The organism is Vasconcelosia minhoensis LEGE 07310, assembly GCF_015207255.1.
Lineage (GTDB): Bacteria > Cyanobacteriota > Cyanobacteriia > Phormidesmidales > Phormidesmidaceae > Vasconcelosia > Vasconcelosia minhoensis.
The window spans coordinates 78,081-97,540 of the sequence record NZ_JADEXG010000002.1; the positions used below are offsets into that span (position 1 = coordinate 78,081).

Annotated in this window: 22 protein-coding genes, 1 tRNA gene, 4 pseudogenes and 1 riboswitch; of the genes and pseudogenes, 9 read left to right on the forward strand and 18 right to left on the reverse strand. The window is 54.9% G+C overall.

What is annotated here, in order from left to right; genetic code table 11:
- The first annotated feature begins 58 nt into the window (after positions 1–58).
- Complete coding sequence (locus IQ241_RS01385) at positions 59–217, forward strand: DUF2256 domain-containing protein (protein ID WP_193904626.1); 159 nt, start codon at positions 59–61, stop codon at positions 215–217.
- Positions 218–249: 32 nt separating this feature from the next.
- Positions 250–1,200 (forward strand): isoaspartyl peptidase/L-asparaginase, encoded by a 951-nt coding sequence (locus IQ241_RS01390; RefSeq protein ID WP_193904697.1) that lies wholly within the window; start codon positions 250–252, stop codon positions 1,198–1,200.
- On the opposite strand, the gene IQ241_RS01395 is transcribed toward IQ241_RS01390, so the two are convergent.
- Both IQ241_RS01395 and IQ241_RS01400 read right to left on the reverse strand, forming a co-directional pair.
- On the reverse strand, positions 1,128–1,859 hold the full coding sequence (locus IQ241_RS01395) for an HAD family hydrolase (RefSeq protein WP_193904627.1): 732 nt from the start codon (positions 1,857–1,859) through the stop codon (positions 1,128–1,130). The genes IQ241_RS01390 and IQ241_RS01395 overlap by 73 nt on opposite strands.
- Before the next feature lie 109 nt (positions 1,860–1,968).
- Positions 1,969–2,622 carry an HAD family hydrolase gene (locus IQ241_RS01400; RefSeq protein WP_193904628.1) on the reverse strand — a complete coding sequence of 218 codons (654 nt, stop codon included), beginning with the start codon at positions 2,620–2,622 and terminating at the stop codon, positions 1,969–1,971.
- A gap of 74 nt (positions 2,623–2,696) precedes the next feature.
- Positions 2,697–2,820: riboswitch (cobalamin riboswitch) on the forward strand.
- Between the two features lie 29 nt (positions 2,821–2,849).
- Here IQ241_RS01400 and cobW point away from each other — a divergent pair.
- On the forward strand, positions 2,850–3,911 hold the full coding sequence (gene cobW / locus IQ241_RS01405) for a cobalamin biosynthesis protein CobW (RefSeq protein WP_193904629.1): 1,062 nt from the start codon (positions 2,850–2,852) through the stop codon (positions 3,909–3,911).
- A gap of 63 nt (positions 3,912–3,974) precedes the next feature.
- Positions 3,975–4,778, forward strand: a complete 804-nt coding sequence (locus tag IQ241_RS01410) for a DUF4058 family protein (protein WP_193904630.1) — start codon at positions 3,975–3,977, stop codon at positions 4,776–4,778.
- 28 nt (positions 4,779–4,806) lie between these two features.
- Here IQ241_RS01410 and IQ241_RS01415 read toward each other — a convergent pair whose 3' ends face one another.
- Both IQ241_RS01415 and IQ241_RS26265 read right to left on the reverse strand, forming a co-directional pair.
- The gene (locus IQ241_RS01415) at positions 4,807–5,010 is read right to left on the reverse strand and encodes a DUF6887 family protein (RefSeq protein WP_193904631.1); all 204 of its coding nucleotides are present in this window, start codon (positions 5,008–5,010) and stop codon (positions 4,807–4,809) included.
- Positions 5,007–5,197 (reverse strand): annotated as a pseudogene (locus IQ241_RS26265) (DUF6888 family protein). Before IQ241_RS26265 ends, IQ241_RS01415 begins: the two are co-directional and overlap by 4 nt.
- Before the next feature lie 131 nt (positions 5,198–5,328).
- On the opposite strand from IQ241_RS26265, the gene IQ241_RS01420 reads away from it, so the two are divergent.
- Positions 5,329–5,652, forward strand: a complete 324-nt coding sequence (locus IQ241_RS01420) for a DUF4058 family protein (RefSeq protein ID WP_228021279.1) — start codon at positions 5,329–5,331, stop codon at positions 5,650–5,652.
- Positions 5,653–5,702: 50 nt separating this feature from the next.
- On the forward strand, positions 5,703–7,469 hold the full coding sequence (locus tag IQ241_RS01425) for a polysaccharide deacetylase family protein (RefSeq protein WP_193904633.1): 1,767 nt from the start codon (positions 5,703–5,705) through the stop codon (positions 7,467–7,469).
- Here the strand turns inward: IQ241_RS01425 and IQ241_RS01430 are convergent.
- Both IQ241_RS01430 and alkA read right to left on the reverse strand, forming a co-directional pair.
- A complete protein-coding gene (locus IQ241_RS01430) occupies positions 7,463–7,975 on the reverse strand; it encodes a methylated-DNA--[protein]-cysteine S-methyltransferase (protein WP_193904634.1) in 513 nt (170 codons plus the stop codon). The two genes, IQ241_RS01425 and IQ241_RS01430, sit on opposite strands and share 7 nt — an antisense overlap.
- 4 nt (positions 7,976–7,979) lie before the next feature.
- Positions 7,980–9,452 (reverse strand): DNA-3-methyladenine glycosylase 2, encoded by a 1,473-nt coding sequence (gene alkA, locus IQ241_RS01435; protein ID WP_193904635.1) that lies wholly within the window; start codon positions 9,450–9,452, stop codon positions 7,980–7,982.
- A gap of 281 nt (positions 9,453–9,733) precedes the next feature.
- On the opposite strand from alkA, the gene IQ241_RS01440 reads away from it, so the two are divergent.
- The 3 genes from IQ241_RS01440 to IQ241_RS01450 all read left to right on the forward strand — a co-directional run bounded on the left by IQ241_RS01440 (position 9,734) and on the right by IQ241_RS01450 (position 11,738).
- Positions 9,734–10,219 (forward strand): OsmC family protein, encoded by a 486-nt coding sequence (locus tag IQ241_RS01440; protein ID WP_193904636.1) that lies wholly within the window; start codon positions 9,734–9,736, stop codon positions 10,217–10,219.
- A 15-nt stretch (positions 10,220–10,234) separates the two neighbouring features.
- Positions 10,235–10,918: an SAM-dependent methyltransferase gene (locus IQ241_RS01445; RefSeq protein ID WP_193904637.1), complete on the forward strand. Its 684-nt coding sequence runs from the start codon at positions 10,235–10,237 to the stop codon at positions 10,916–10,918.
- Positions 10,919–11,138: 220 nt separating this feature from the next.
- Complete coding sequence (locus tag IQ241_RS01450) at positions 11,139–11,738, forward strand: M23 family metallopeptidase (protein ID WP_193904698.1); 600 nt, start codon at positions 11,139–11,141, stop codon at positions 11,736–11,738.
- Between the two features lie 288 nt (positions 11,739–12,026).
- On the opposite strand, the pseudogene IQ241_RS01455 reads toward IQ241_RS01450, so the two are convergent.
- From IQ241_RS01455 to hpxO, 12 genes and pseudogenes are all read right to left on the reverse strand, one after another.
- A pseudogene (locus IQ241_RS01455) lies at positions 12,027–12,239 on the reverse strand (DUF4277 domain-containing protein); the annotation flags it as partial.
- Between the two features lie 182 nt (positions 12,240–12,421).
- The gene (locus tag IQ241_RS01460) at positions 12,422–12,907 is read right to left on the reverse strand and encodes a DUF3368 domain-containing protein (RefSeq protein ID WP_193904638.1); all 486 of its coding nucleotides are present in this window, start codon (positions 12,905–12,907) and stop codon (positions 12,422–12,424) included.
- Entirely contained in the window at positions 12,897–13,151 is a 255-nt protein-coding gene (locus IQ241_RS01465) for a UPF0175 family protein (protein WP_193904639.1), read from the reverse strand. Before IQ241_RS01465 ends, IQ241_RS01460 begins: the two co-directional genes overlap by 11 nt.
- A gap of 64 nt (positions 13,152–13,215) precedes the next feature.
- Positions 13,216–13,293 (reverse strand): annotated as a pseudogene (locus tag IQ241_RS26270) (type II toxin-antitoxin system PemK/MazF family toxin); the annotation flags it as partial.
- Positions 13,290–13,541 carry a hypothetical protein gene (locus tag IQ241_RS01470; RefSeq protein WP_193904700.1) on the reverse strand — a complete coding sequence of 84 codons (252 nt, stop codon included), beginning with the start codon at positions 13,539–13,541 and terminating at the stop codon, positions 13,290–13,292. The pseudogene IQ241_RS26270 and the gene IQ241_RS01470, both read right to left, overlap by 4 nt.
- A gap of 308 nt (positions 13,542–13,849) precedes the next feature.
- Positions 13,850–14,176, reverse strand: a pseudogene (locus tag IQ241_RS01480) (site-specific DNA-methyltransferase); the annotation flags it as partial.
- 68 nt (positions 14,177–14,244) lie between these two features.
- Positions 14,245–14,667: a helix-turn-helix domain-containing protein gene (locus IQ241_RS01485; RefSeq protein ID WP_193904640.1), complete on the reverse strand. Its 423-nt coding sequence runs from the start codon at positions 14,665–14,667 to the stop codon at positions 14,245–14,247.
- A 121-nt stretch (positions 14,668–14,788) separates the two neighbouring features.
- Positions 14,789–16,513 carry a DUF262 domain-containing protein gene (locus tag IQ241_RS01490; protein WP_193904641.1) on the reverse strand — a complete coding sequence of 575 codons (1,725 nt, stop codon included), beginning with the start codon at positions 16,511–16,513 and terminating at the stop codon, positions 14,789–14,791.
- Positions 16,514–16,528: 15 nt separating this feature from the next.
- A complete protein-coding gene (locus IQ241_RS01495) occupies positions 16,529–17,335 on the reverse strand; it encodes an SNF2-related protein (RefSeq protein ID WP_228021268.1) in 807 nt (268 codons plus the stop codon).
- Between the two features lie 206 nt (positions 17,336–17,541).
- A tRNA-Val gene (locus IQ241_RS01500) sits at positions 17,542–17,615 on the reverse strand.
- A 136-nt stretch (positions 17,616–17,751) separates the two neighbouring features.
- Positions 17,752–18,261 (reverse strand): 2-oxo-4-hydroxy-4-carboxy-5-ureidoimidazoline decarboxylase, encoded by a 510-nt coding sequence (uraD, locus tag IQ241_RS01505; RefSeq protein WP_193904643.1) that lies wholly within the window; start codon positions 18,259–18,261, stop codon positions 17,752–17,754.
- Positions 18,262–18,265: 4 nt separating this feature from the next.
- On the reverse strand, positions 18,266–19,429 hold the full coding sequence (gene hpxO, locus IQ241_RS01510) for an FAD-dependent urate hydroxylase HpxO (RefSeq protein ID WP_193904644.1): 1,164 nt from the start codon (positions 19,427–19,429) through the stop codon (positions 18,266–18,268).
- Positions 19,430–19,460: the final 31 nt, after the last annotated feature.

Here is a 19,460-nt window from a genome sequence, read left to right on the forward strand (position 1 = left end):
GCTAGCAGACCTTGTAACTTAGAAGGAGCAATTTCTTTAAGCAAGATTTAGCCCAGCTATGGCTCGCCAGCGCTCTAAATCGGATCTGCCCAGCAAAGTTTGTCCGGTTTGTCAGCGTCCGTTCACCTGGCGAAAAAAATGGGCGGGCTGCTGGGACGATGTAAAGTATTGTTCCGAGCGGTGCCGACGCCGTCGCGGAGAAGCAAGCGCAGAGTAGCTCTGCGGGAGAGGAATGTAGTGTCTACCAAAATGATTTGCCCCAAGCTGATTATCCATGGGGGAGCCGGACGCGCCATTCACGATCAGGCGGCAATTGAAATTGTCCGTGAGACGCTGCATGAAATCGTCATGGCAGTATACAGCAAGCTAGAGTCCGGAGCCGCCGCCCGGGAAGCGGTAATTTATGGCTGTCAGCTGCTAGAAGATCATCCCCGCTTCAATGCCGGGCGGGGGTCTGTACTCCAGTCAGACGGCCAGATTCGCATGAGTGCCGCCCTGATGGACGGCGCGGCCCAGCGGCTCAGCGGCGTGATCAACGTCTCGCGGATTAAGCATCCCATTGACCTGGCCGCGTTCTTGCAGGGCCAGAGCGATCGCATTCTCTCTGATCATGGGGCAGCCGAGCTGGCTCGCGAGCTGCAGCTGCCGATCTTCGACCCGCTGACGACGCGGCGCTTGCAGGAATGGATGCGGGAGCGCCAGGGCTATTTTCACCGAGAGATGGCCAGTGTCGTGGCCGAGACCGACCCGACTGAACCGCCCGAGCCCGACCGCCATGGCACCATCGGCGTAGTCGCCCTGGACAGCGCCGGTCAGCTGGCGGCGGGCACTTCGACCGGCGGTAAGGGACTAGAGCGAATTGGCCGAGTCAGTGACTCAGCAATGCCCGCCGGTAATTACGCCAACGCCGACGCGGGCATTAGCTGCACCGGCGTCGGCGAAGACATCATCGATGAGTGCCTGGCGGCCCGCATCGTGGTGCGGGTGACCGACGGTAGCAGCCTGCCCGAGGCGATGCAGCGTTCCTTTGCGGAAGCCCATCAGCGCCAGCGCGATTTCGGCGCGATTGGGATCGATCAGACGGGCGCGATCGCCTGGGGTAAAACCAGCGAGGTTTTACTGTCGGCCTACCATACGGGCACTAAGGTTGGCGATACGCTAGCGCTAGACCGCTCCTGGCAGACGGGCACTTCCAGCTGAGGCTGACCAAACAGGCCCAGATGCTCCAGCAGCCGCCCATCGGTGAAGTCGTCGATGGCCAAGCTGACGCCTCGCTTGAGCAAGGACGCAGCGCTGTGGGTGGTTGTCAGCCCGACGGTCGGAATGTCGGCCCCTAGCGCTGCCTGGATGCCTGCGGGGGAGTCTTCAAAGACGACGGCCTGGCTGGCTTTGATCTCCAACCTTCGCAGCGCCTGCCGATAGGCCATGGGGTCGGGCTTGGCCCGGGGCAGCTCACCGGCAATCACAATCGGGTCGAAGGCATCGGCCAGACCCAGTGCTTTTAGCATAAACAGGGCAGTGGGGCGCGGGGCATTGGTCACCAGCGCTAGCTTCAGCTGGTTGACTCGAATCCAGTCCAGCAGATCGAACAGCCCGGGTAAGGGCTTCAGCTGCCCAGCGGCCAGTTTGAAAAATATCGCTTCCTTATCTTCGCCAAACTGATGTCGCTCAGCGGCATTCAGGTGCGGGAAATACTCGGCAATAATATCGTCGTTCTGACGGCCGCTAATATTCTCCTCGAAGAAAGCATCGTCAATCGCCAGGCCATTCGACTTGAAAATCTGCTTCCAGATTTGGAGATGAATGGCGTCGCTCGTGGTCAAGGTGCCGTCGAGATCGAAAATCGCTGCTTTCAGCATAGAAAAACCTGGCTCGTGTGTTTTGCTTTAATTATCTTAATATTTTTGTAACACTTCGACACAAAACCCGCAAGTTTATGAGGAACCTTGCCTAAATTAGGCCTTGAAATTAGGCTCCCAGCCCTAGCTGCCGCAGTCTGGAATCGGTAAAATCCGCGATCGCAAATTTCACCCCTAGCGCTTCCAAGTCTGCGATTGCATGAGTCGAGGCAATGCCCACCGTCAGCAGCCCCGCCCCCAGCGCCGAGCGAATGCCGGCGGGCGAGTCTTCAAAGGCCACCGCCTGGTCAGCCGCGATCGCCAGCTGCCGCAGCGCCTCCTGATAGGGCAGCGGGTCGGGCTTGCCGCGCGGCAGGTCATCGGCGATGATCACGCGGTCGAAGGTCTGGCTAAAGCCCAGGGCTTGCAGCATAAACCGGGCATTGTCTGGCGGCGCATTCGTGACGACGGCGGTTTTAAGCCCCTCAGCCTGAATCCACTGAATTAAGTTTAAAACACCGGGCAGGGGCTGGAGCTGATCTGCCGCCAGCTGCCGAAAGGTTGCCTCTTTATCCTGACTGAGCTGTTCGCCCTCGGCCGGGCTGAGCTGGGGCAGCAGATCCGCCACAATCGCCGGATTTTGCCGGCCGCTAATCCGCTGGCGGTAGAGGTCTTCATCCAGGTCAATAGCGTAGTCTGCGAGGACCGCTTTCCAGACCTGAAAGTGAATGTTGTCGCTAGTGGTCAACGTCCCATCCAGATCAAAAATGACGGCTTGCAGCATGGACCTCTCCCAGCCAGCGGTGGCTTAATTTGCTTAAGACAACTCTACACAATCTCGCCCGGGCCCCATGTTACGATGAGCACCTCTGAGTCGGTTCTGGAGGGGTCAGCCTCTAGATTAAGGGGGAAAGTTCGGTGGAAGTCCGGCACTGTCCCGCAGCTGTAAAGTCAGAACGCCCGCCGTCTCATATTCATCAAAACATCCGCGCGGTACGGATGATTAAACCAATGCACAAGATTCCAGTTACGGTCATCACCGGCTTTCTCGGCGCGGGCAAGACGACGCTGGTGCGCCATCTGCTGCAAAATCAGCAGGGCCGCCGGATTGCGGTAATCGTCAACGAATTTGGTGAGGTCGGTATTGACGGCGAGCTGCTGCGAGACTGCCAGGTCTGCGACGATGCAGACACTGCTTCAACAGCGAGTGACAATATTGTTGAACTGACCAACGGCTGCCTCTGCTGCACTGTCCAGGAAGAATTTTTGCCTACCATGCAGGCGCTGATCCAGCGCCGCGACCAGATCGACTGCATCGTGATTGAGACCTCTGGCCTGGCCCTGCCCAAACCCCTGGTGCAGGCCTTTCGCTGGCCCGAAATCCGTACCAGCGCTACGGTAGACGGTGTCGTCACGGTAGTCGATGGAGCCGCCCTGGCCAACGGCGACCTGGTGGGTAACCTGGAAGCGCTGACAGCCCAGCGTCAGGCCGACGACAGCCTAGAGCATGAAACCCCGATTGAGGAACTGTTTGAAGATCAGCTCAGCTGCGCCGACCTGGTTTTGTTGACGAAGGCCGACCGGATGAGCCATGCGGACTTAGACCGGGTTAAAGCCTGGTTACAGCCCCAGCTACCCGCCAGCGTGAAGCTTGTGCCCTGTGAGAGTGGCGCGATCGCGCCTGACCTGCTGCTCGGCTTCAATGCCGCTGTAGAAGATGATCTGGAATCTCGTCCTAGCCACCACGACGATGTTGAGGAACACGAGCACGATGACGATATTACCTCAGTGCCGCTCACCTTCGATCGAGAGTTCGACCCTAAAAACCTGATCCAGCGGCTAAAGCAGCTGGTCACCGAGCAGGAAATCTACCGCATCAAAGGCTTCGTGGCCGTGCCAGAGAAGCCGATGCGGCTTGTGCTTCAGGGCGTCGGCCAGCGGTTTGACCAGTTCTACGATCGCCCCTGGCAGACCGACGAACCGCGTCAGACCAAGCTCGTCGTCATCGGTCACGCCCTCGACCCCGCTGCCATTCGCTCCGCCCTGTCTGAAAGCCTGAACTCAGCGCTTTGACACTGCGGCTGGGCAGCTGCTGACCTACAATTGAGCTATCGCATTCAGGGTCCGTTGACCGCTATGCCCTCCCCCTTTCCCGGTATGGATCCGTATCTTGAACATCCGGATTTTTGGCCGGAGGTGCATCACTGGCTGATTACGCTGATTGCCGAAACGCTGGTGCCCCAGGTCCGGCCTAAATATCGGGTTGCAATTGAAAAGCGAATCTATGAAATCAATTCGCTAGGTCAGGGCGGAAATGGCAATTCGCTGCTGGTCGGCATCCCTGACGTATCAATTCACCAACGGGCTGGACAACCCGAGGTCGCTACGCTAGCAGCAGATAAAGACTCAACCAGTCAGCCCCAAACAGTCACCTTGCCCAGATCAGAGCCGGTCAAGCAGGCTTATCTAGAAATCCGAGACCTGCAAACCGGGCAGGTAGTCACCGCAATTGAAATCCTGTCGCCAGTGAATAAACGCCCTGGCGAGGGGCGAACCACCTATATCCAAAAGCGGCAGCAAGTCTTAGCAAGCTTGACTCATCTCGTCGAGATCGATTTGCTCAGAGCCTGGCCGCCCATGCCCGTCTTGGACGCGGCAGCAGCAAGCGACTATCGCGTTCTGATCAGCAACAGCGAACGTCGCCCTAAGGCTGACTGGTACGCCATTGACCTACAGGAGCCGCTACCCACCCTACCGATTCCACTGCTCGGTCAAAATGAATCGGCCACGCTCAACTTACAGGCTTTGTTCGATGCCGTCTACCACCGCAGCGGGTTCGACTATGTCGTAGACTACAGCCGCGAGCCTAGCCCACCCCTGGCAAAACCAGAGCATGAATGGGCTACAGCACTACTCATCAACAAAAGTCTGAGAGATTGAAGGCTATGCCGTCATTAATTCTGAAAATTTACGCCTCACCCAAGGTTGCTCTCTGAATCTTTTGCTCCAAAGTATCCTCCCAATTGGGATCACTAGGATTGATAGTGATCATACGTCCCGATGATTTTGAGCGATCAACATAAAGACGAAAGGCGTTCATGTCATCCCGATGAGTCAGAATGTACTGACGTAGATCATCGCGTTCCATGGTATTAAAATTAACCTCTGTCATGGTTCAAACCCTCCAGTTGGTTTAACCTCTAAATCCAGGCTATCTCCAGCTAGCAGGTACAAGTTACCAGTCCGCTCATCAATCCTGACAAGCTCAATGGCTCTATACTACCAACCGGATAAATCGCGTTGGTCAATCGGTAGCAGAGTCTATAAAGTCCCTGAGCCTGTTCATCATTCGGTTCCATATCATTTTAGCTTAACTCGATTTGCTGACTCTTTACGGCCTAGAAAGTCGAGCAAGCTTGTACTGTCCAGGATCTAGATGAGCTAGATCTGGCTTGATGTTGCTAAGGTAATTCGCTGCTGGTTTGCATTCCTGACGGTTCAGCTCACCGTCGGGCGACTCAGAGCCTGGCAGCCTATGCCTGTCTTAGACGCAGCGGCGGCAGGCGACTATCACATTCTTATCAGTAACAGCGAACGATCCCTCAAGTCCGATTGGTACACCGTTAATTTACAAGAGCCGCTACACACCCTACCGATTCCACTGCTCGGTCACAATGAATCTACTACGCCGAGCCTAAAGGCCCTGTTCGATACTATACGGGCCTGGGGCTATTCAGCGTCATTCTCGTCCCGAGATAACCTGGTTTTAATCGGGTTTCTGCCAATTCTTAATTTGCCGCTATTGCTGTCTTAGCCCTGGCCGAATAGCCTGCATAGGGTTTCTGTGGGACGAGGAGCAGCGGCATGGGCATTCGGTTAGTGGGAATAGGATTGGGTCTAGGACTGCTGATTGCGAGTGGGAGCGGGGCCGCACCCACAGCGCCCAAAGCGCCAACAGCGCCCAAAGCGATAGAACTATCGCCGGTCGCATCCGTCAGCGATCGCCAGTCGGCCGAGGATGCTGACTCAACCGCGTCGGTCCCCGAACTTTGCCCGATGGCTCCCACCGATCCGCCCGGCGTGCAGCAGCAGCTTACCACCTGGATCAGGCAGCTCAGCCTCAGCAGCCAGGCCCAGATGTCGTTCTGGCAATCGACCCTGGCCGCCTACCTGCAGCCCGCCGTCTGGCCTGAACTGCACGCGCGATCGCGGCTGGCCAAAGTCCCCGTGATGATGTATCACGACGTTCTACCAGAGCAGGAAATCTTCTTCGACAGGACCCAGGCGCAGCTAGAAGCCGATTTCCGAATGATTCGAGACAATGGCCTGACGCCTATCAGCCTCGATCAGCTGGTGGCTCATCTCCGGACGGGCGTACCGCTGCCGCCCAAGCCAATCGTCCTGACCTTTGACGATGGCTACGCTAGCCATTACGACTACGTTTACCCATTGCTGAAGCGCTACCGCTACCCGGGTGCTTTTTCGGTCTTTACCGATAAGCTAGACGGCAAAATTATTGGGCGTTCCACCTTGACCTGGGAACAGCTGCAAGAAATGGCTGACCATCCGCTGATTACGGTTGTATCCCACAGCGTCACCCATCCCAGCGACCTCAGAACGCTCTCAGATACCGACCTGCGCTATGAGCTAGAAGCCTCTCAGCGACGGCTCAATAACAAGCTGGAAATGCCGATTCGCTATTTTACCTATCCCGAAGGCAACCACGATGAGCGCGTCGTGGCCGCCGCCGAAGCTGCGGATTATGTGGCCGGCTTTGTGATGAACAATGTTTCCGGCGACTATGCGGGTAGCTCAGCGGATCTGCTGGCGATTGAGCGCTTTGGTATGGATCGCCTGGCTGAGGTGGCCGAAGCGGCCTGGGGTGGGCCGCCGCTACCAGGAACAGCGCCTGCATTGACATTTGACGCCCCAATTCAGCGGATGGAGCTAGAGATAGACGACGTTCCGCTGACGCTGATAGCGGGCGGGCGGCCGCAGACGATTCATGCGAAGAGTCGCTATTCTGTGGCTGAGATTGTCGCTGATACCGAAGTGGTTGCCGCGGTAGATGGCGCCTTTTTCTCTTTGGAATATCTCGATTCAAACACAATGATTGGCCCCGTCATGAGTCAAAATACGGGAAAGTTTGTGCCCAGCGATCCGGGTGATGTCAACAAGCTGGAGGGACGACCCCTAGTTTTAATCGGCCCACAGACCGTCCAGTTCGTGGCCTTTGAACCGGCGAAGCACAATACGCTAGCAGGCATTCAACAGGTGATGCCCGAGGTTACCGATGTCTTTGTGGGAGCAGCCTGGCTCGTCCGTGAACAGGAGGCCCAAACGGCGGCAACCTTCAAAAATTTGTTTGCCTTTGACGCCCTTCGCCATCGCGCCTTCTGGGGAATAAACCAGTGGGGGCAGCCGGTGGTTGGGGTGAGCCACGCCCGAATTGACTCAGTCTCGCTCAGCCGAATGCTGGCACAGTTGGGCTTTCAAGCAGCCGTCATGCTAGATTCCGGAGCCAGCACCTCGCTGGTCTACAAGGGCGCATCTCTGATGGGCTTTGAGTCTCGACCCGTGCCCCACGTCGTCGCGCTGACGCCGCCAGATGCCTGTCAGACTGCTCAATAGGATACAGGAAGACTCAGCTGCTTTGCCCGAATGCAGCGCTCGTGGTCGAGCAGCCATCGCTTGCGTTCGATGCCGCCGCCATATCCGGTGAGGTTGCCGTTGGCCCCGATGATTCGATGGCAGGGTACGATAATCGAGACTGGATTGCGGCCATTGGCCAGCCCCACCGCACGGGAGGCGTTAGGCTGGCCAATGGACTGGGCTAGCTCGCCATAGGTCGCTGTTGTGCCATAGGGAATTGTGTTGAGCGCGTCCCAAACTCGCCGTTGAAAGGGCGTCCCCTGCATCCGTAAAGGCAGATCAAACTGAGTTAATCCACCCGCGAAATAGGCCGTCAGCTGCTGTTTAACCTCCGAGAAAGGAGCAGCAGATTCATCTTCTATCCAATCAGTTTGAGGAACAGAGTGATGCTTCTCAGACATCATGTATAGGCCGGTAAGCGATTGCCCATCGGAGACGAGGCGCAGCGTTTGAATCGGGCTTTCGTACAGCGTGAAATAAATCATGGGTCTATGCGGTAGCGCGAGCAGATTGAACAGGAACAGCGTCAGAAACTGGCTTGCGCTCCAGGGATTTCCACAGATGCATGACGGCGTAGGAACGCCAGGGCTGCCAGGGAGCCGCGATCGCTAATATTCGCTGCGGACTCGTCTCACCCAGCGCCTGCCGAATCCCTAAGTCGCTATAGGGAAAAGCATCCGGGTCAGCCAGCACTCGCATCGCAATGTACTGGGCCGTCCAGGGGCCGATTCCAGGAATCGTTTGTAGCTGGGAAACGGTTTTTTCGGTGGCGCCTCCCGGCACCAGCGAAAGTGTTTGATTAGCAATGGCCTGGGATAGGGCAATGATGGTCTTGGCGCGTTTTTCGACAATTCCCAAGGACGCGATCGCGCTGACCTTTACCTGAGCCACCCGCTCAGCCGTAGGCGTCAGCCGAGTGAGCTGGGCTGAGGGGGTAGACATCGGTTCCCCAAAACTTTCGACAAATCGACCCATCAGCGTGGTTGCTGCCTTAACGCTAATCTGCTGCCCAATGATCGTGCGAACGGCAATTTCAAAGCTGTCAAAGGCTCCCGGCACTCGCAGCCCCGGCTGCTGTTGCGCCATCGCTCCCAGATGGGCGGCAATCTGCTGGGGCTCAGCCGCCAGGTCAAACAGCGCCTTTACCTGAGACAGGACAGACAGCAGGACGGGAACCAGAGAGACCGAAATCGCAACTTTTAAGGCGGCTCGGTTGTTGGCGGGCTCAACCGAGAGCCAGCCGCGCTGCTGACCGATATGGACCGTACGGCAGTAGCGATTGGCTTCTACCGTTTCTACAGCCGCTATCGCGCGCCCAGCTAGATAACTCAACAAGGCTTGCCAGTCCAGCGGCGGGCGATAGGCCACTTCACTGACAATGCAGTCTTGCCCAACCGCTGATTTCTTTTTTCTCAGCTGGGTCGGCTGTAGCCGATAGCGCTCTTGAAACAGCCGATTAAACCGGCGCAGGCTGCCGAAACCGCTGGCGTAGGCAACATCCACGATCGATAGCGTAGTATCCGTCAGCAGCTGCTTGGCCAGCAGCAGCCGATGGGTTTGCAAGAGCTGGATCGGCGCAACGCCAAACTCCTGACGCACTACCCGGCGCAGGTGTCTCGGGCTGACCCCCAGTTCCTGAGCTAGCGTCTCAAACCGCTGCTCGACAAATGTGCCCGCCTCAATCCGCCGGGCGACAGCCGCAGCCAGCCGACCAGCCGCATCGATGCGGGCATGGCCAGGCGCTAGCTCTGGGCGGCAGAGCAAACAGGGTCGAAAGCCAGCCTGCTCAGCAGCGGCAGCACTGGGATAAAAGGTACAGTTTTTTCGCTGGGGCGTTCTCGCATGGCAGACCGTGCGGCAGTAAATGCCGGTACTGGCAACGCCGACGAAGAATACCCCGTCAAAGCGAGAATCTCGGGTGAGCACGGCCTGATAGCAGCAGTCGGCGTCCTGGGTAGCCATGTCGGCGGGTAGATATCACAACTCCCTGATTGTAGAAGCTGCCATGTCAGCCGTCTCGCCATTTTCGGACATGACTGTCAGGTAGAGTGAGCTAATTTTAGAGTTGATTTGAGCACAGCATAATGATGTAAAACCCCAGCGCTTGCCCTCACTCTAAATTTCTCTCCCAGAACGGGAGAGGAACTTTGAATCCGGCCCCCCTTCTCCCTTTTTGGGAGAAGGAGTTGAGGGATGAGGGCAAATAGGGTATCTGTAAAAATGAGATACATCCGGTGATTTCGATGGTAGGTCAAAAGGCGCATCGCTATTCAGTTCAGGTTGTGTGGACGGGCAATACGGGACAGGGGACGGCTAGCTACCGGGACTATGCGCGATCGCACGAAATTCGCATTGAAGGCAAGCCCGTCATTACCGGGTCGGCAGACCCCGCCTTTCGGGGCGACAAAACCAAGCACAATCCCGAGGAGCTGCTGGTTGCGTCTCTGTCGAGCTGCCACATGCTCTGGTATCTGCACCTTTGCGCAGAGGCATCCGTCATCGTTGTCGATTACCAGGATCAGGCCGTTGGCACAATGGTCGAAGTTGACAGCGGCAGCGGACGATTCAGCGAAGTCATACTCAGGCCAGCAGTAACCGTGTCATCTGGCAGTGAGCAGATAAAGGCAGAACGGCTCCACGAGCAGGCTCATCACCTTTGCTTCATTGCCAATTCAGTGAACTTTCCAGTCCGCTGCGAACCCACCATGCAGGCTGAGAACGCGGTTTAGGATCCGTAAACGATTATGAAACTTGATGAACTAGTGCCCTGGGGCAGATCGCTGGCCGAATACAGCAAGATGTTTGCCCTGTCTGAAGCAGACCTAAACACCAAAATCCTTGGCTGCGGTGACGGTCCGGCTAGCTTCAATGCTGAAATGACTGAGCAGGGCTATGCGGTGACGTCCATCGACCCGATTTACCAGTTTTCGGCTGAGCAAATCAGGCAGCGGGTCCAAGCCACCTATGAGCCCGTCATCTCTCAGGTCAAGCAGAATGCAGACCGCTACGTTTGGAAAGACTTTCGTGACGCCGATGAGCTGGGTCAGGTACGCCTGGCCACGATGGAAAAGTTTCTATCAGATTATGCAGTGGGCAAAGCCGCAGGGCGCTATCAATGTCAGGCTTTGCCCAGCCTAGCGTTCGCCGACGGACAGTTTGAGCTGTGTCTCTGTTCTCATCTGCTTTTTCTGTATTCGGAACTGCGATCGCTGAATTTCCACCTCGCCTCCATCCAAGAACTCCTCCGAGTCTCCCAGGAGCTCCGCATTTTTCCACTGGTAATGCTAAACAGTGAGCGATCGCCGTACCTTGAGCCCATTATTCAAGAATTCACGTTCCAAGGCTTTGACGCGCAAATACAGCCGGTGAGCTATGAGTTCCAAAAAGGCGGTCGCCAAATGCTAAAAATTAGTCAACCCGGAGCTTAGAATTTTTTCAAGCCCGCGCGATCGAATTAAGAATACTTATTAAATCTTCAGCGATTCCACGGTGCTTTTTACCTCAATCTGGGGTACATTAGCCATCAATGTTTACTCAGCCTCAGGTATGAAGCGCCCCTCCGACTGGCAGCGATATTCGGTCTATCAGACCTCTTCAGAACCGACTCCAACCCCTTCGCTGCCAGGTCTGCGAACCTTCTTCAGCGTCATGCTGGCGGGCGGACTGCTTTCCCTGGGCTCTTTGGGACTGAACCAGATAGCGCCTCAAGCCTTGCGTCTGGAAGCCGCCAAAGCCACGACCGAAACCCAGGTTGCGGCCCGTCCCGGTACGGCCTATTGGAGCTCAGCTTCTTTCCCCGTCGAAAATTTTCAAGCCTATACTTCGGCCTTTGGCTACCGGCAGTCGCCCTATGGCGGCGAGCAGTTCCACTACGGTTTGGATATTGCTGCGCCGCAGGGCAGCTATATTCGCAACTGGTGGGAGGGCCGCGTGGTTGAGGTCTCTGACGACAGCGCCTGCGGTACGTCGATAGTGATTGAGTCGGGTGACTGGACGCATATTTACTGCCATATGCAGGGCTACGTCACTCAGGAGGGCAGACGTCGGTCCTTTGTGGACCGGGAGGGTGGACTGCACATTGTGGAAGGGCAAGACATGCCTGCTGGGGCGCGGATTGGTCGAGTCGGGATGACCGGTCGGACCACCGGCCCACATCTGCACTGGGGGCTCAAGTATCAAAATGACTGGGTCGATCCCGGTATCATCCTCCAGGCGATGTACGACGACCAGGAAACGGCCTCCCGGTAGAACCGTCGGTTCACTCCAGCTGGGCGCGGAAGCGATTGATGCTGATCCCCAGCAGCAGCCCGGTTAAAAGCAGCCAGTACAACAGCTTCTGGCAATAGCACCTCTATGCCGACGCCTTTGAGGATGAGGCTGCGGGCGATGTTGACATCGTGCCGCAGCGGGTCGAAGAAGGACAGCAAGCGGAAGAAGGGCGGCATTCTCTCGATCGGTGCGATCGCGCCTGAAAGCTGAATAATCGGCACGTTAAAGAAAAATGACCGTCGAAGACGAGACCAGCGAACCGCTCAGCGTCAGCGCTTTGCTCTCGAAAAACTCGCTAAACAAATGCAGGGGGGCGCTGATGAAGCCCAATGCGTTTAAGAGCCTTGCTGTGACGACTTGCCCTGCACTCACATGCTGCAGGCAATGCGGCTCTATCAGCTCATCGGTGAGTTCGACTAGCCCTAGCTCATCTATCAGCCCAGCTACTAAGCCCAAATGGTCCAAATTCTCAATTCGCAATAGCTGACTCCATCCCTGAAAGCGCAATGCTTTAGCTTAGGCCATACCACTCATCTTTTATTCCCTGTCAACCTGCGGAATGTCTGTTTCACAGATGCGATCCAGAATTTCTAAAGAGTCCCGCTGGGGAGGACGTAAGCTGAGGCGACCTGCGATGGCATTAACATGACGATTCATAGGACTTATTCTCCTGCTTTCTGCTTTAGGAGGCGTATTAGATCGTCTGATAGCCACAGTCCAGCATTCCGTAGAGCCTGAACAGGCTCCATAACAGATGAAATTAAACCTCTCCGTTTAGCCAGCACGGTCAATCCAGCTGTGCCAAGAGTGGGGATATTACAGCTAACAGGGCAACGTCTTGCAGCGGCGTCATCAATCATGGCCGTAAAGGTAGGGTGCTCTATGGCATAGCTGAGAACTTCTGATTCTCCGGCTCCTAGATCCCAAGCCAACACTAGGGAGCTAATATTAACAGCTTCAGTTTGAGATATCCACGAAGTATGAGGCAGAGCTTGAGCTGCAATATCATTTTTGTAGGCAGTTACTTCCCGAAAAACTGCTGGAGGAACCCGGATTTGGTCAAACATCTGTGGTAACAGGTCAGCTAGCTGACTTTTAAAGAGCGCAATCAGCGGTGACGCATTCACTACCAAATCTTTAGTCTGCATAATTCAGCTCTCTATCAAGATCTGCCTCGGTATACTGAAAGGGAGAAACCTGATAGCGGGAGAGGGCCTGAATAAATTCAGCACGGGTCAATCCGGCAATTTCAGCAGCTTTGCCCTGCGATATTTGCTCCAGCTCATACCATTTGACAGCGGCAGCGACCCGCATTTCTTGAGCAAATTCATCTGGGGTTTTGCGCAGGGCTGAAAAAGCCGTATCGGGCAAGTTAAGGATAATGTTGGTCATGATTCCCGTAAGCAGGAGTAGATTACAATTGAACCTGTTTGGCAAAGGCTTAAAGCCGCTATCTAGGTCTATATCCTGCCTGCTCTCGTCCTCTAACTGGATTGAGATTGACAAAATAAATCTGCCCACGCTGAATACTCATTCAATATCAAGTCCATCCATTTGAGCGATCGCAAACTCAGTATTAATATCAGCTAGTTCTGCTTGAATATCGGGGTCTGCGGCCATTTGGGCGAGCTGAGCAGCGCGGACTTGCGGGTCTGGGGAAACGCCCGGCATTGGCAAGACAACAAAGATATCCACCTTTTGCCCTTCCGAACCGGATGGCAGCTGAACTTCGATACGATTTCCGGGTAGCACTTTGGTTGTGATGTGTAAGGCAGATTGCATGGTGGCTCCTTTGGGGGTGTCGATTGGGCAATAGCGGTTTTACAGGTCAAACTGCAATTGGCCGGGTTCGGGCGGGGCTTGGGGGAGGTTTTCAACTTTCAGGCTGTAGTCATCGTGCCCCCATTCGCAGCGGTAGAGAACATGTTTGGGAATTTTTTTGATGGTTAGGTTGGGAAAGTCGGCTTTGCTGCGAAAGGCCATGCAGAGGATGAGCAGGGTGAGATCGCTGCCAACTTCGTCGGCGAGCTGGGCGAGCTGGTCGTGGCTGAGATTTTGGGTAGTGACGTAGATGAAGTCGCGCTCGGTGGAGTAGCGGATAATCTCCAGGCGGTCTCTCATCATCGATAGCCAGATCGAATGCTCCAAGCCATCGTCATAGTGCTCAAATGCGCTTCCCGTGTTGTAGGGCGAGTCAATAAAACACATTTTATCTTGCCTGCAAACTCCGCCTCCAGCGCCTTCAGCGCCAGCAGATTGTCGCCAAAAATCAGCCGATTGTCAAAGCTGTCATTCTCTGATACTCGATGGGCCGCATGGTAAGACTTCTTCGGGTCTTCCAGCAAAATTCGCGGCCCTAGCTTAGGCCGATGGTCTTTGCCAATCCAGGTCAGTTCGAGTTTCTGCTTACGGGTCATCGTTGAGTTTATGTGTCGATCAATTCCTGTCACAAAACGTCAGCTGCGGTCTTTCCCATCTTTGGAACTTAGGTGGGCTTTGAGCCAAGGTCAGCAATTTTGAGAGCTTCGAATAGCCTGCGCTCAGCTGAGCTTATCCCATCGTTCAATTCTGCCAAAGTTAGCCGAAGCGCATAGGCCAGCCGGAGCAAATACAGCGCATCGGGCGAAAGTTGCTCCGGCTCTACTTCTGACAGAGATAAAAACTCTTGCTTAAAGTCGGGCTCCTGAGGAGGCTCAGGCAAAAAGAAAAGTGCTAGCGGACGTCTGTACAGCAGATAGGCAAGTTTTTCCAGTTGAGCATAGGTAGGGGCGGCTTTGCCCGTTTCCCAATTTATTAACTCAGTAGGGTCGCACTTGAGCTTTTTAGCAGCCTCGTCTACGGAATAGCCCGCCGTTGCCCTGGCCCACTTGAGCACCTCTGGTTGTATCCCTGCCACTGGCCCAGCCATCCCAGCGCATCTCCTGCTAACTCCTGTTAGTCTACCTCGTACTTACTAGTCCCCAATCTATGCAAAAATAAGTGGCGATTCACACTGTAAGTCGTAGGCAGATAATTTCTAACCTCAAAGGTTATCCAGAAAGCTGAGGAATTCGCCAGATGGCCGTAGCCTGTTTTGCCATCCAACTCTGGCGAGCGGCAACCCTTTCGGGAGTCCAGTCTGCGTTTTCGACCGCAATTTTTTGAGTCAGCAAAAAATTACTACGCTGGTAGCCTTCACGTTTTCTGCTGTAATCAGCATTGCTCAAATCCCGATTTAGCTTCGTTTCACACAGAGTCATATTTCCCAATCGATAAACCATCGCCTCGGCTTCATCATCGCTAAAAGCCTCCCAGCCCACCTCAGGGTTTTGCGGCAAAACATGCTCCAGGTTAAACCTATCGCTGTCGAAATCGTAAGTTGGTCCATTCACATGGCGCTCAATCTGGCAGAGCAGGTAGCGTACCAGGCGACGATTTCTGGACTGAGTCGTGCGGATAGTCTTATCGGCAAAGGCCGCCCGGAATGGCTCATCCGCCAGATAAATGCTAGTCAACGCTCCCAGAACGGCTGCCAGATTAGCGAACTCGCCTTTAGATAGCCTTTGAGCTACCTGATTGTAGACCCGTTCTTGCTCGCTCGGCGGTTGGCTACCAATCACGTTATACCGAAATGAAAACACGACGCCAGCCCGTAGTAATGTCTCAAAATCAGCCTCAGAAAACTGCCTACGCGCGGCTAGCAGCAACGGGAAAGGTTGCCGCACGCTAAACATCCGCAAATACCCCGCCGCGTCTTTAGCCTCGCGCGACCACGCGGAAAGCTCTGGCTCAGATAACCCGAGATAGGTATCAATATCCTCATCCATCTCCCGCAGTAGGTTAAAAACCTGCTCCCGCGTGGTTACCCGACTGCGAATCGTTTTGAACAGTTCTGCCTGCCGCACAAAACTATGACGGCTATTCCAATGAACCCGTAGAAAATCTGGAAAGCTTTCGCTGCCCAAACGCCCCACCATTGACTCCCAGCGATCTTCCAAAGTCTTTAGCTCGTGCTCATGCTGCTGACGGCGGTGCAGCACCGAAAACAGGTAGTTTTTTAGCAGGTCGGTCGAGGAAAGTCGCACCCCTCTAGCGTTCAAGGTTTCAAATACCCGATAGGCATTTAATTCATCCGTTACAGTAATCACCGTGAAAAACAACTTGTCGCTCATCTGATCAACAAACTGAGCGAGCACTCGTCCCTGATCGGTTTCACCTGATTTACGAAGATACTCTCCTAAACGTTTATCAAACCAGGAAAAAGCTTTGCGAAGACTATGCTCCGATGCCCGAAATCCGCGCTGCGGTAGCCGATCAACCAGAGGGATCAGGTAGGTTTGATAATAATTATCGTTATTGCGATTTAGGGTAAGCTTGGCGCGAGGGACCAGAGTCACCGGATCGAGATACCCTACATAGGTCTGTCTAAGTTGCTCAAGGCGCTGTTTTGTTCGCTCTGGCTCTATGGCAGCTTCAATCAGTCGCTGAAGGTGTTTCAACGTAGCCAGCACGATCAGACTGAGCGTCGTCAACCGCTGTTGCCCATCAATAACATCAAAAGTCTTATCGTCTTGCGATTGCAGCACCAGATAGCCCATATAGTGGGCGGGTTCTCCATCAGGCTCTAGCGTGCCTAAAATATCTAGCCAGAGATCTTCCCACTCCGCCTCTGTCCAACTATAGTCCCGCTGGAAGGGCGGAATACGGTAAGTTAACCCATTACCCATGAGCTTTCGGTAAGTGTCATTCTTGGTATTGAAATTAGTAGCAGCCATAGGTACCTCAGAGCCTTAAACTAATTTCCATTGGATTGTAAACAAAAACTGAAGCTCGCTTTTCTGCTCCAGTTTTCCTTCAATTTGGGCAATCAGCTCATCCCTGCGCTCATCGACCTGATCCTGAGCTTCAAATAGCGATTTTCGCTTTTGATTTCGCTGCTTTTCCAGATCCTTTACGTGCTTCTGTCCCTCAAGCGAGTCCCTAATGGTGTTGGCAATGACATTTGTAGGCTTGTACACATTTCGTAGCCGGTGGGCTTCATCAATCACGACCAGATCCCAAGGTGTACTCCTTACATCAACCTCCTTATTGCGAGCAAATTGGTACGAGCAGATAACAATTGACTCTCCACTATCAAACGGACGCGTATTACCTGCTTTTACCTTTGCCTTATATAGCTTCGTTTCTAAAATTGTGCAGGGCAGGAAAAACTTTTCAGTCAGCTCCTGATGCCACTGCTTACGCAGATTCGAAGGCGTAATCACTAAAATCCGCCGGGCGCGTTCAGCCCATTTTTGGGCAATTGCTAACCCTGCTTCGATAGTTTTACCCAACCCGACTTCATCAGCCAGCAGGGCTCCCTTGGACAAAGTCGAACTAAAGGCGAAAAGTGCTGCGTCAACCTGGTAGGGATTGATATCTACCTGCGCCCCTGCAAACGTCCCAGCCAATTTCTCTAGCCTGTCAGACGAGCAGCGTTTCGTTAATTCGTAAGCGAAATATTTGGCATGATAGTCCGTTAGATGCGTGGGCTGCCTTTCGGGGCGAGTTGAATCTAGCTGACTTACATCCACCATCCATCCACTCGATTTCAGCAATCGAAAGCCTACCTCAATCCCTAAGTAGCTTTCCGTAGTAAATTATGCCCAGACCAGGTTTCTGATTAGCATCTTTACACATGTCTATATTGTTCGCATGAATGAGAGCCATCTAGAACTGCAATCAGGCTATTGAAGTCTGGCAGTATTGCACTGGGTAATCAGCGACCCGTAGGCAATTCGCTCATCGAGGTTAATGATATAGATGGACGTAACTGGACTCGAACCAGTGACCCCTACGATGTCAACGTAGTGCTCTAACCAACTGAGCTATACGTCCGGGTGAGTTACTAGGTATAGCATAGATTGGGGTGAGGGGTGAAGGGGTGATGGAGTGATGGAGTGATGGGGTGGGGGAGTGAGTGTGGGCGGAGGGTAGTCAGTAGTGAGTAGAGGGTAGGGGGTAGGGCAGAGTCTTAGGGGGTTGGGGATTTGACCAGAGCGGCTAGGCGAAAGGCGGCGATTTGGTTGATTTCGGCTAGGGCCTTGAGGGTTTCTTCTTCTGGGGAATGGCTGAGGCGCTGCTCGAAGGCATGTAGGATGCTGTCTTTGGTGTGGTTCTTGACCGAGGCGATGAAGGGGAAGCCAAACTTGTCTTTATAGGCTCGGTTAAGGGCTTGGAAACGCTCGTACTCGCGTACGCTGAGGCGATTTAGGCCGAGTCCTGACTGCTCCTGGACTGATGCCGGCGCCATTTTGGCCTGGCTGCCCAGGTCGGGATGGGCTCGAATGAGGGCGAGCTGCTGTTTTAGGGGAAGGCGGTTAACGTGGGTGGCCATCTGCTGTTGCAGCGCACTGCCGTCAGCAAAGGGGCGCTTTGACCAGATCTGGCGCGCGATCGCGGGGGTCTCTTCATACACTGCCCCAAAAGCCGAGACGAACTCCGCCTGACTCATCTGGTTAATTTCATTGATTGAGTAGGCCATGGCCCTACCGCAGCGGACCTTTCAGAATGGTTCTAGAAATGGCGTCCATGATGGTGGTGCCGTCTTCATGCTCTAATTCTTTATACCACTGCTGGGTTTCCTGCGGCTCCTTGCCGTGGGTCATGTTTGAGCGCTCGCGAGCTTTTCGAATCACGTCGGCGGTGCGTTCTTTGCGGGCTGCCTCGTAGCGCTTGAGCGCATCTGCGACGCCGAGGTTAGTCGTCAGCAGGGCATTGCTCATCACCCAGGCATCCTCCATCGCCTGGCAGCCGCCCTGTCCCAAGTCGGGAGCAGTGCTGTGGCTGGCGTCCCCGAGAATGGCCACCCGTCCCCGAGCGAAGGCGGGCAGCGGTTCGATGTCGTGAATTTCAACCCGGTTGGTCTTAGCCGGGTCGAGCCGCTGGATCAGGGTTTGGACGGGATCGGCCCAGCCCTTGAAAAAGCCTGCCAGCTCTTCCCGGTAGGTTTCGGCCTGACTCTCAGTCCCCTTGGGCAGCGGCACGTCAAAGAAAAAGTAAAAGCGATCGCCCCCCACCGGCATCATCGAAGCCCGCTGATGATCGCCAACGTAGATGACCCAGCTATTTTTTGGCGCGAGGTCAGGGCTAGCGGGCACCAGCCCATTCCAGTTGACATAGCCCACGTAGCGCCGCTCAACCGATTGGCCCAGCACGTGACTGCGAATAATTGAATGGGTGCCATCGGCCCCAACCACGACATCGCCGGTCGCCCGCCGCCCGTCTTCAAAAATGGCGTTGGCGCTGTCGGCATCCTGCTCCACCGCGACGCATTTAGAGTTGAGCTGTACCTGGTCGGCTCCGTAGGCGTCCAACAGCATTTGCTGTAGGTCCGTCCGGGAGACCGGGTAGGGTCGCTGCCCCACCGTCTCAACAATCGGATGCAGGCTGAAGTCGGTCAGGGTTTCACCCGACTTGCTAACGTAGGTCATCCGGTCCATCTGACCGCCGATTTCGGCAATCTCTTTGCCCAGCTTCAGCCGGTTGAGCACCTTGACGCCGTTGGACCAGAGCGAGATGCCCGCCCCCGCTGGTCGCAGCTCGCTGACGCGATCGTAGATTTCGACCTCGTAGCCCGCCTGACGCATCGCGATCGCGGTCGTCAGGCCACCCATGCCCGCGCCTACAATCACAACCTTCAGATTGTCCATAGATACCCCTTGCCGCTCAACATTGGCGACT

Bases quoted from the DNA above. Each gene is read 5' to 3' on its own strand.
- IQ241_RS01385 (WP_193904626.1), top strand. From the start codon at position 59: ATGGCTCGCCAGCGCTCTAAATCGGATCTGCCCAGCAAAGTTTGTCCG.
- IQ241_RS01390 (WP_193904697.1), top strand. From the start codon at position 250: ATGATTTGCCCCAAGCTGATTATCCATGGGGGAGCCGGACGCGCCATT.
- IQ241_RS01395 (WP_193904627.1), bottom strand. From the start codon at position 1,859: ATGCTGAAAGCAGCGATTTTCGATCTCGACGGCACCTTGACCACGAGC.
- IQ241_RS01400 (WP_193904628.1), bottom strand. From the start codon at position 2,622: ATGCTGCAAGCCGTCATTTTTGATCTGGATGGGACGTTGACCACTAGC.
- cobW (WP_193904629.1), top strand. From the start codon at position 2,850: ATGCACAAGATTCCAGTTACGGTCATCACCGGCTTTCTCGGCGCGGGC.
- IQ241_RS01410 (WP_193904630.1), top strand. From the start codon at position 3,975: ATGCCCTCCCCCTTTCCCGGTATGGATCCGTATCTTGAACATCCGGAT.
- IQ241_RS01415 (WP_193904631.1), bottom strand. From the start codon at position 5,010: ATGACAGAGGTTAATTTTAATACCATGGAACGCGATGATCTACGTCAG.
- IQ241_RS01425 (WP_193904633.1), top strand. From the start codon at position 5,703: ATGGGCATTCGGTTAGTGGGAATAGGATTGGGTCTAGGACTGCTGATT.
- IQ241_RS01430 (WP_193904634.1), bottom strand. From the start codon at position 7,975: ATGATTTATTTCACGCTGTACGAAAGCCCGATTCAAACGCTGCGCCTC.
- alkA (WP_193904635.1), bottom strand. From the start codon at position 9,452: ATGGCTACCCAGGACGCCGACTGCTGCTATCAGGCCGTGCTCACCCGA.
- IQ241_RS01440 (WP_193904636.1), top strand. From the start codon at position 9,734: ATGGTAGGTCAAAAGGCGCATCGCTATTCAGTTCAGGTTGTGTGGACG.
- IQ241_RS01445 (WP_193904637.1), top strand. From the start codon at position 10,235: ATGAAACTTGATGAACTAGTGCCCTGGGGCAGATCGCTGGCCGAATAC.
- IQ241_RS01450 (WP_193904698.1), top strand. From the start codon at position 11,139: ATGCTGGCGGGCGGACTGCTTTCCCTGGGCTCTTTGGGACTGAACCAG.
- IQ241_RS01460 (WP_193904638.1), bottom strand. From the start codon at position 12,907: ATGCAGACTAAAGATTTGGTAGTGAATGCGTCACCGCTGATTGCGCTC.
- IQ241_RS01465 (WP_193904639.1), bottom strand. From the start codon at position 13,151: ATGACCAACATTATCCTTAACTTGCCCGATACGGCTTTTTCAGCCCTG.
- IQ241_RS01470 (WP_193904700.1), bottom strand. From the start codon at position 13,541: ATGCAATCTGCCTTACACATCACAACCAAAGTGCTACCCGGAAATCGT.
- IQ241_RS01485 (WP_193904640.1), bottom strand. From the start codon at position 14,667: ATGGCTGGGCCAGTGGCAGGGATACAACCAGAGGTGCTCAAGTGGGCC.
- IQ241_RS01490 (WP_193904641.1), bottom strand. From the start codon at position 16,513: ATGGCTGCTACTAATTTCAATACCAAGAATGACACTTACCGAAAGCTC.
- uraD (WP_193904643.1), bottom strand. From the start codon at position 18,261: ATGGCCTACTCAATCAATGAAATTAACCAGATGAGTCAGGCGGAGTTC.
- hpxO (WP_193904644.1), bottom strand. From the start codon at position 19,429: ATGGACAATCTGAAGGTTGTGATTGTAGGCGCGGGCATGGGTGGCCTG.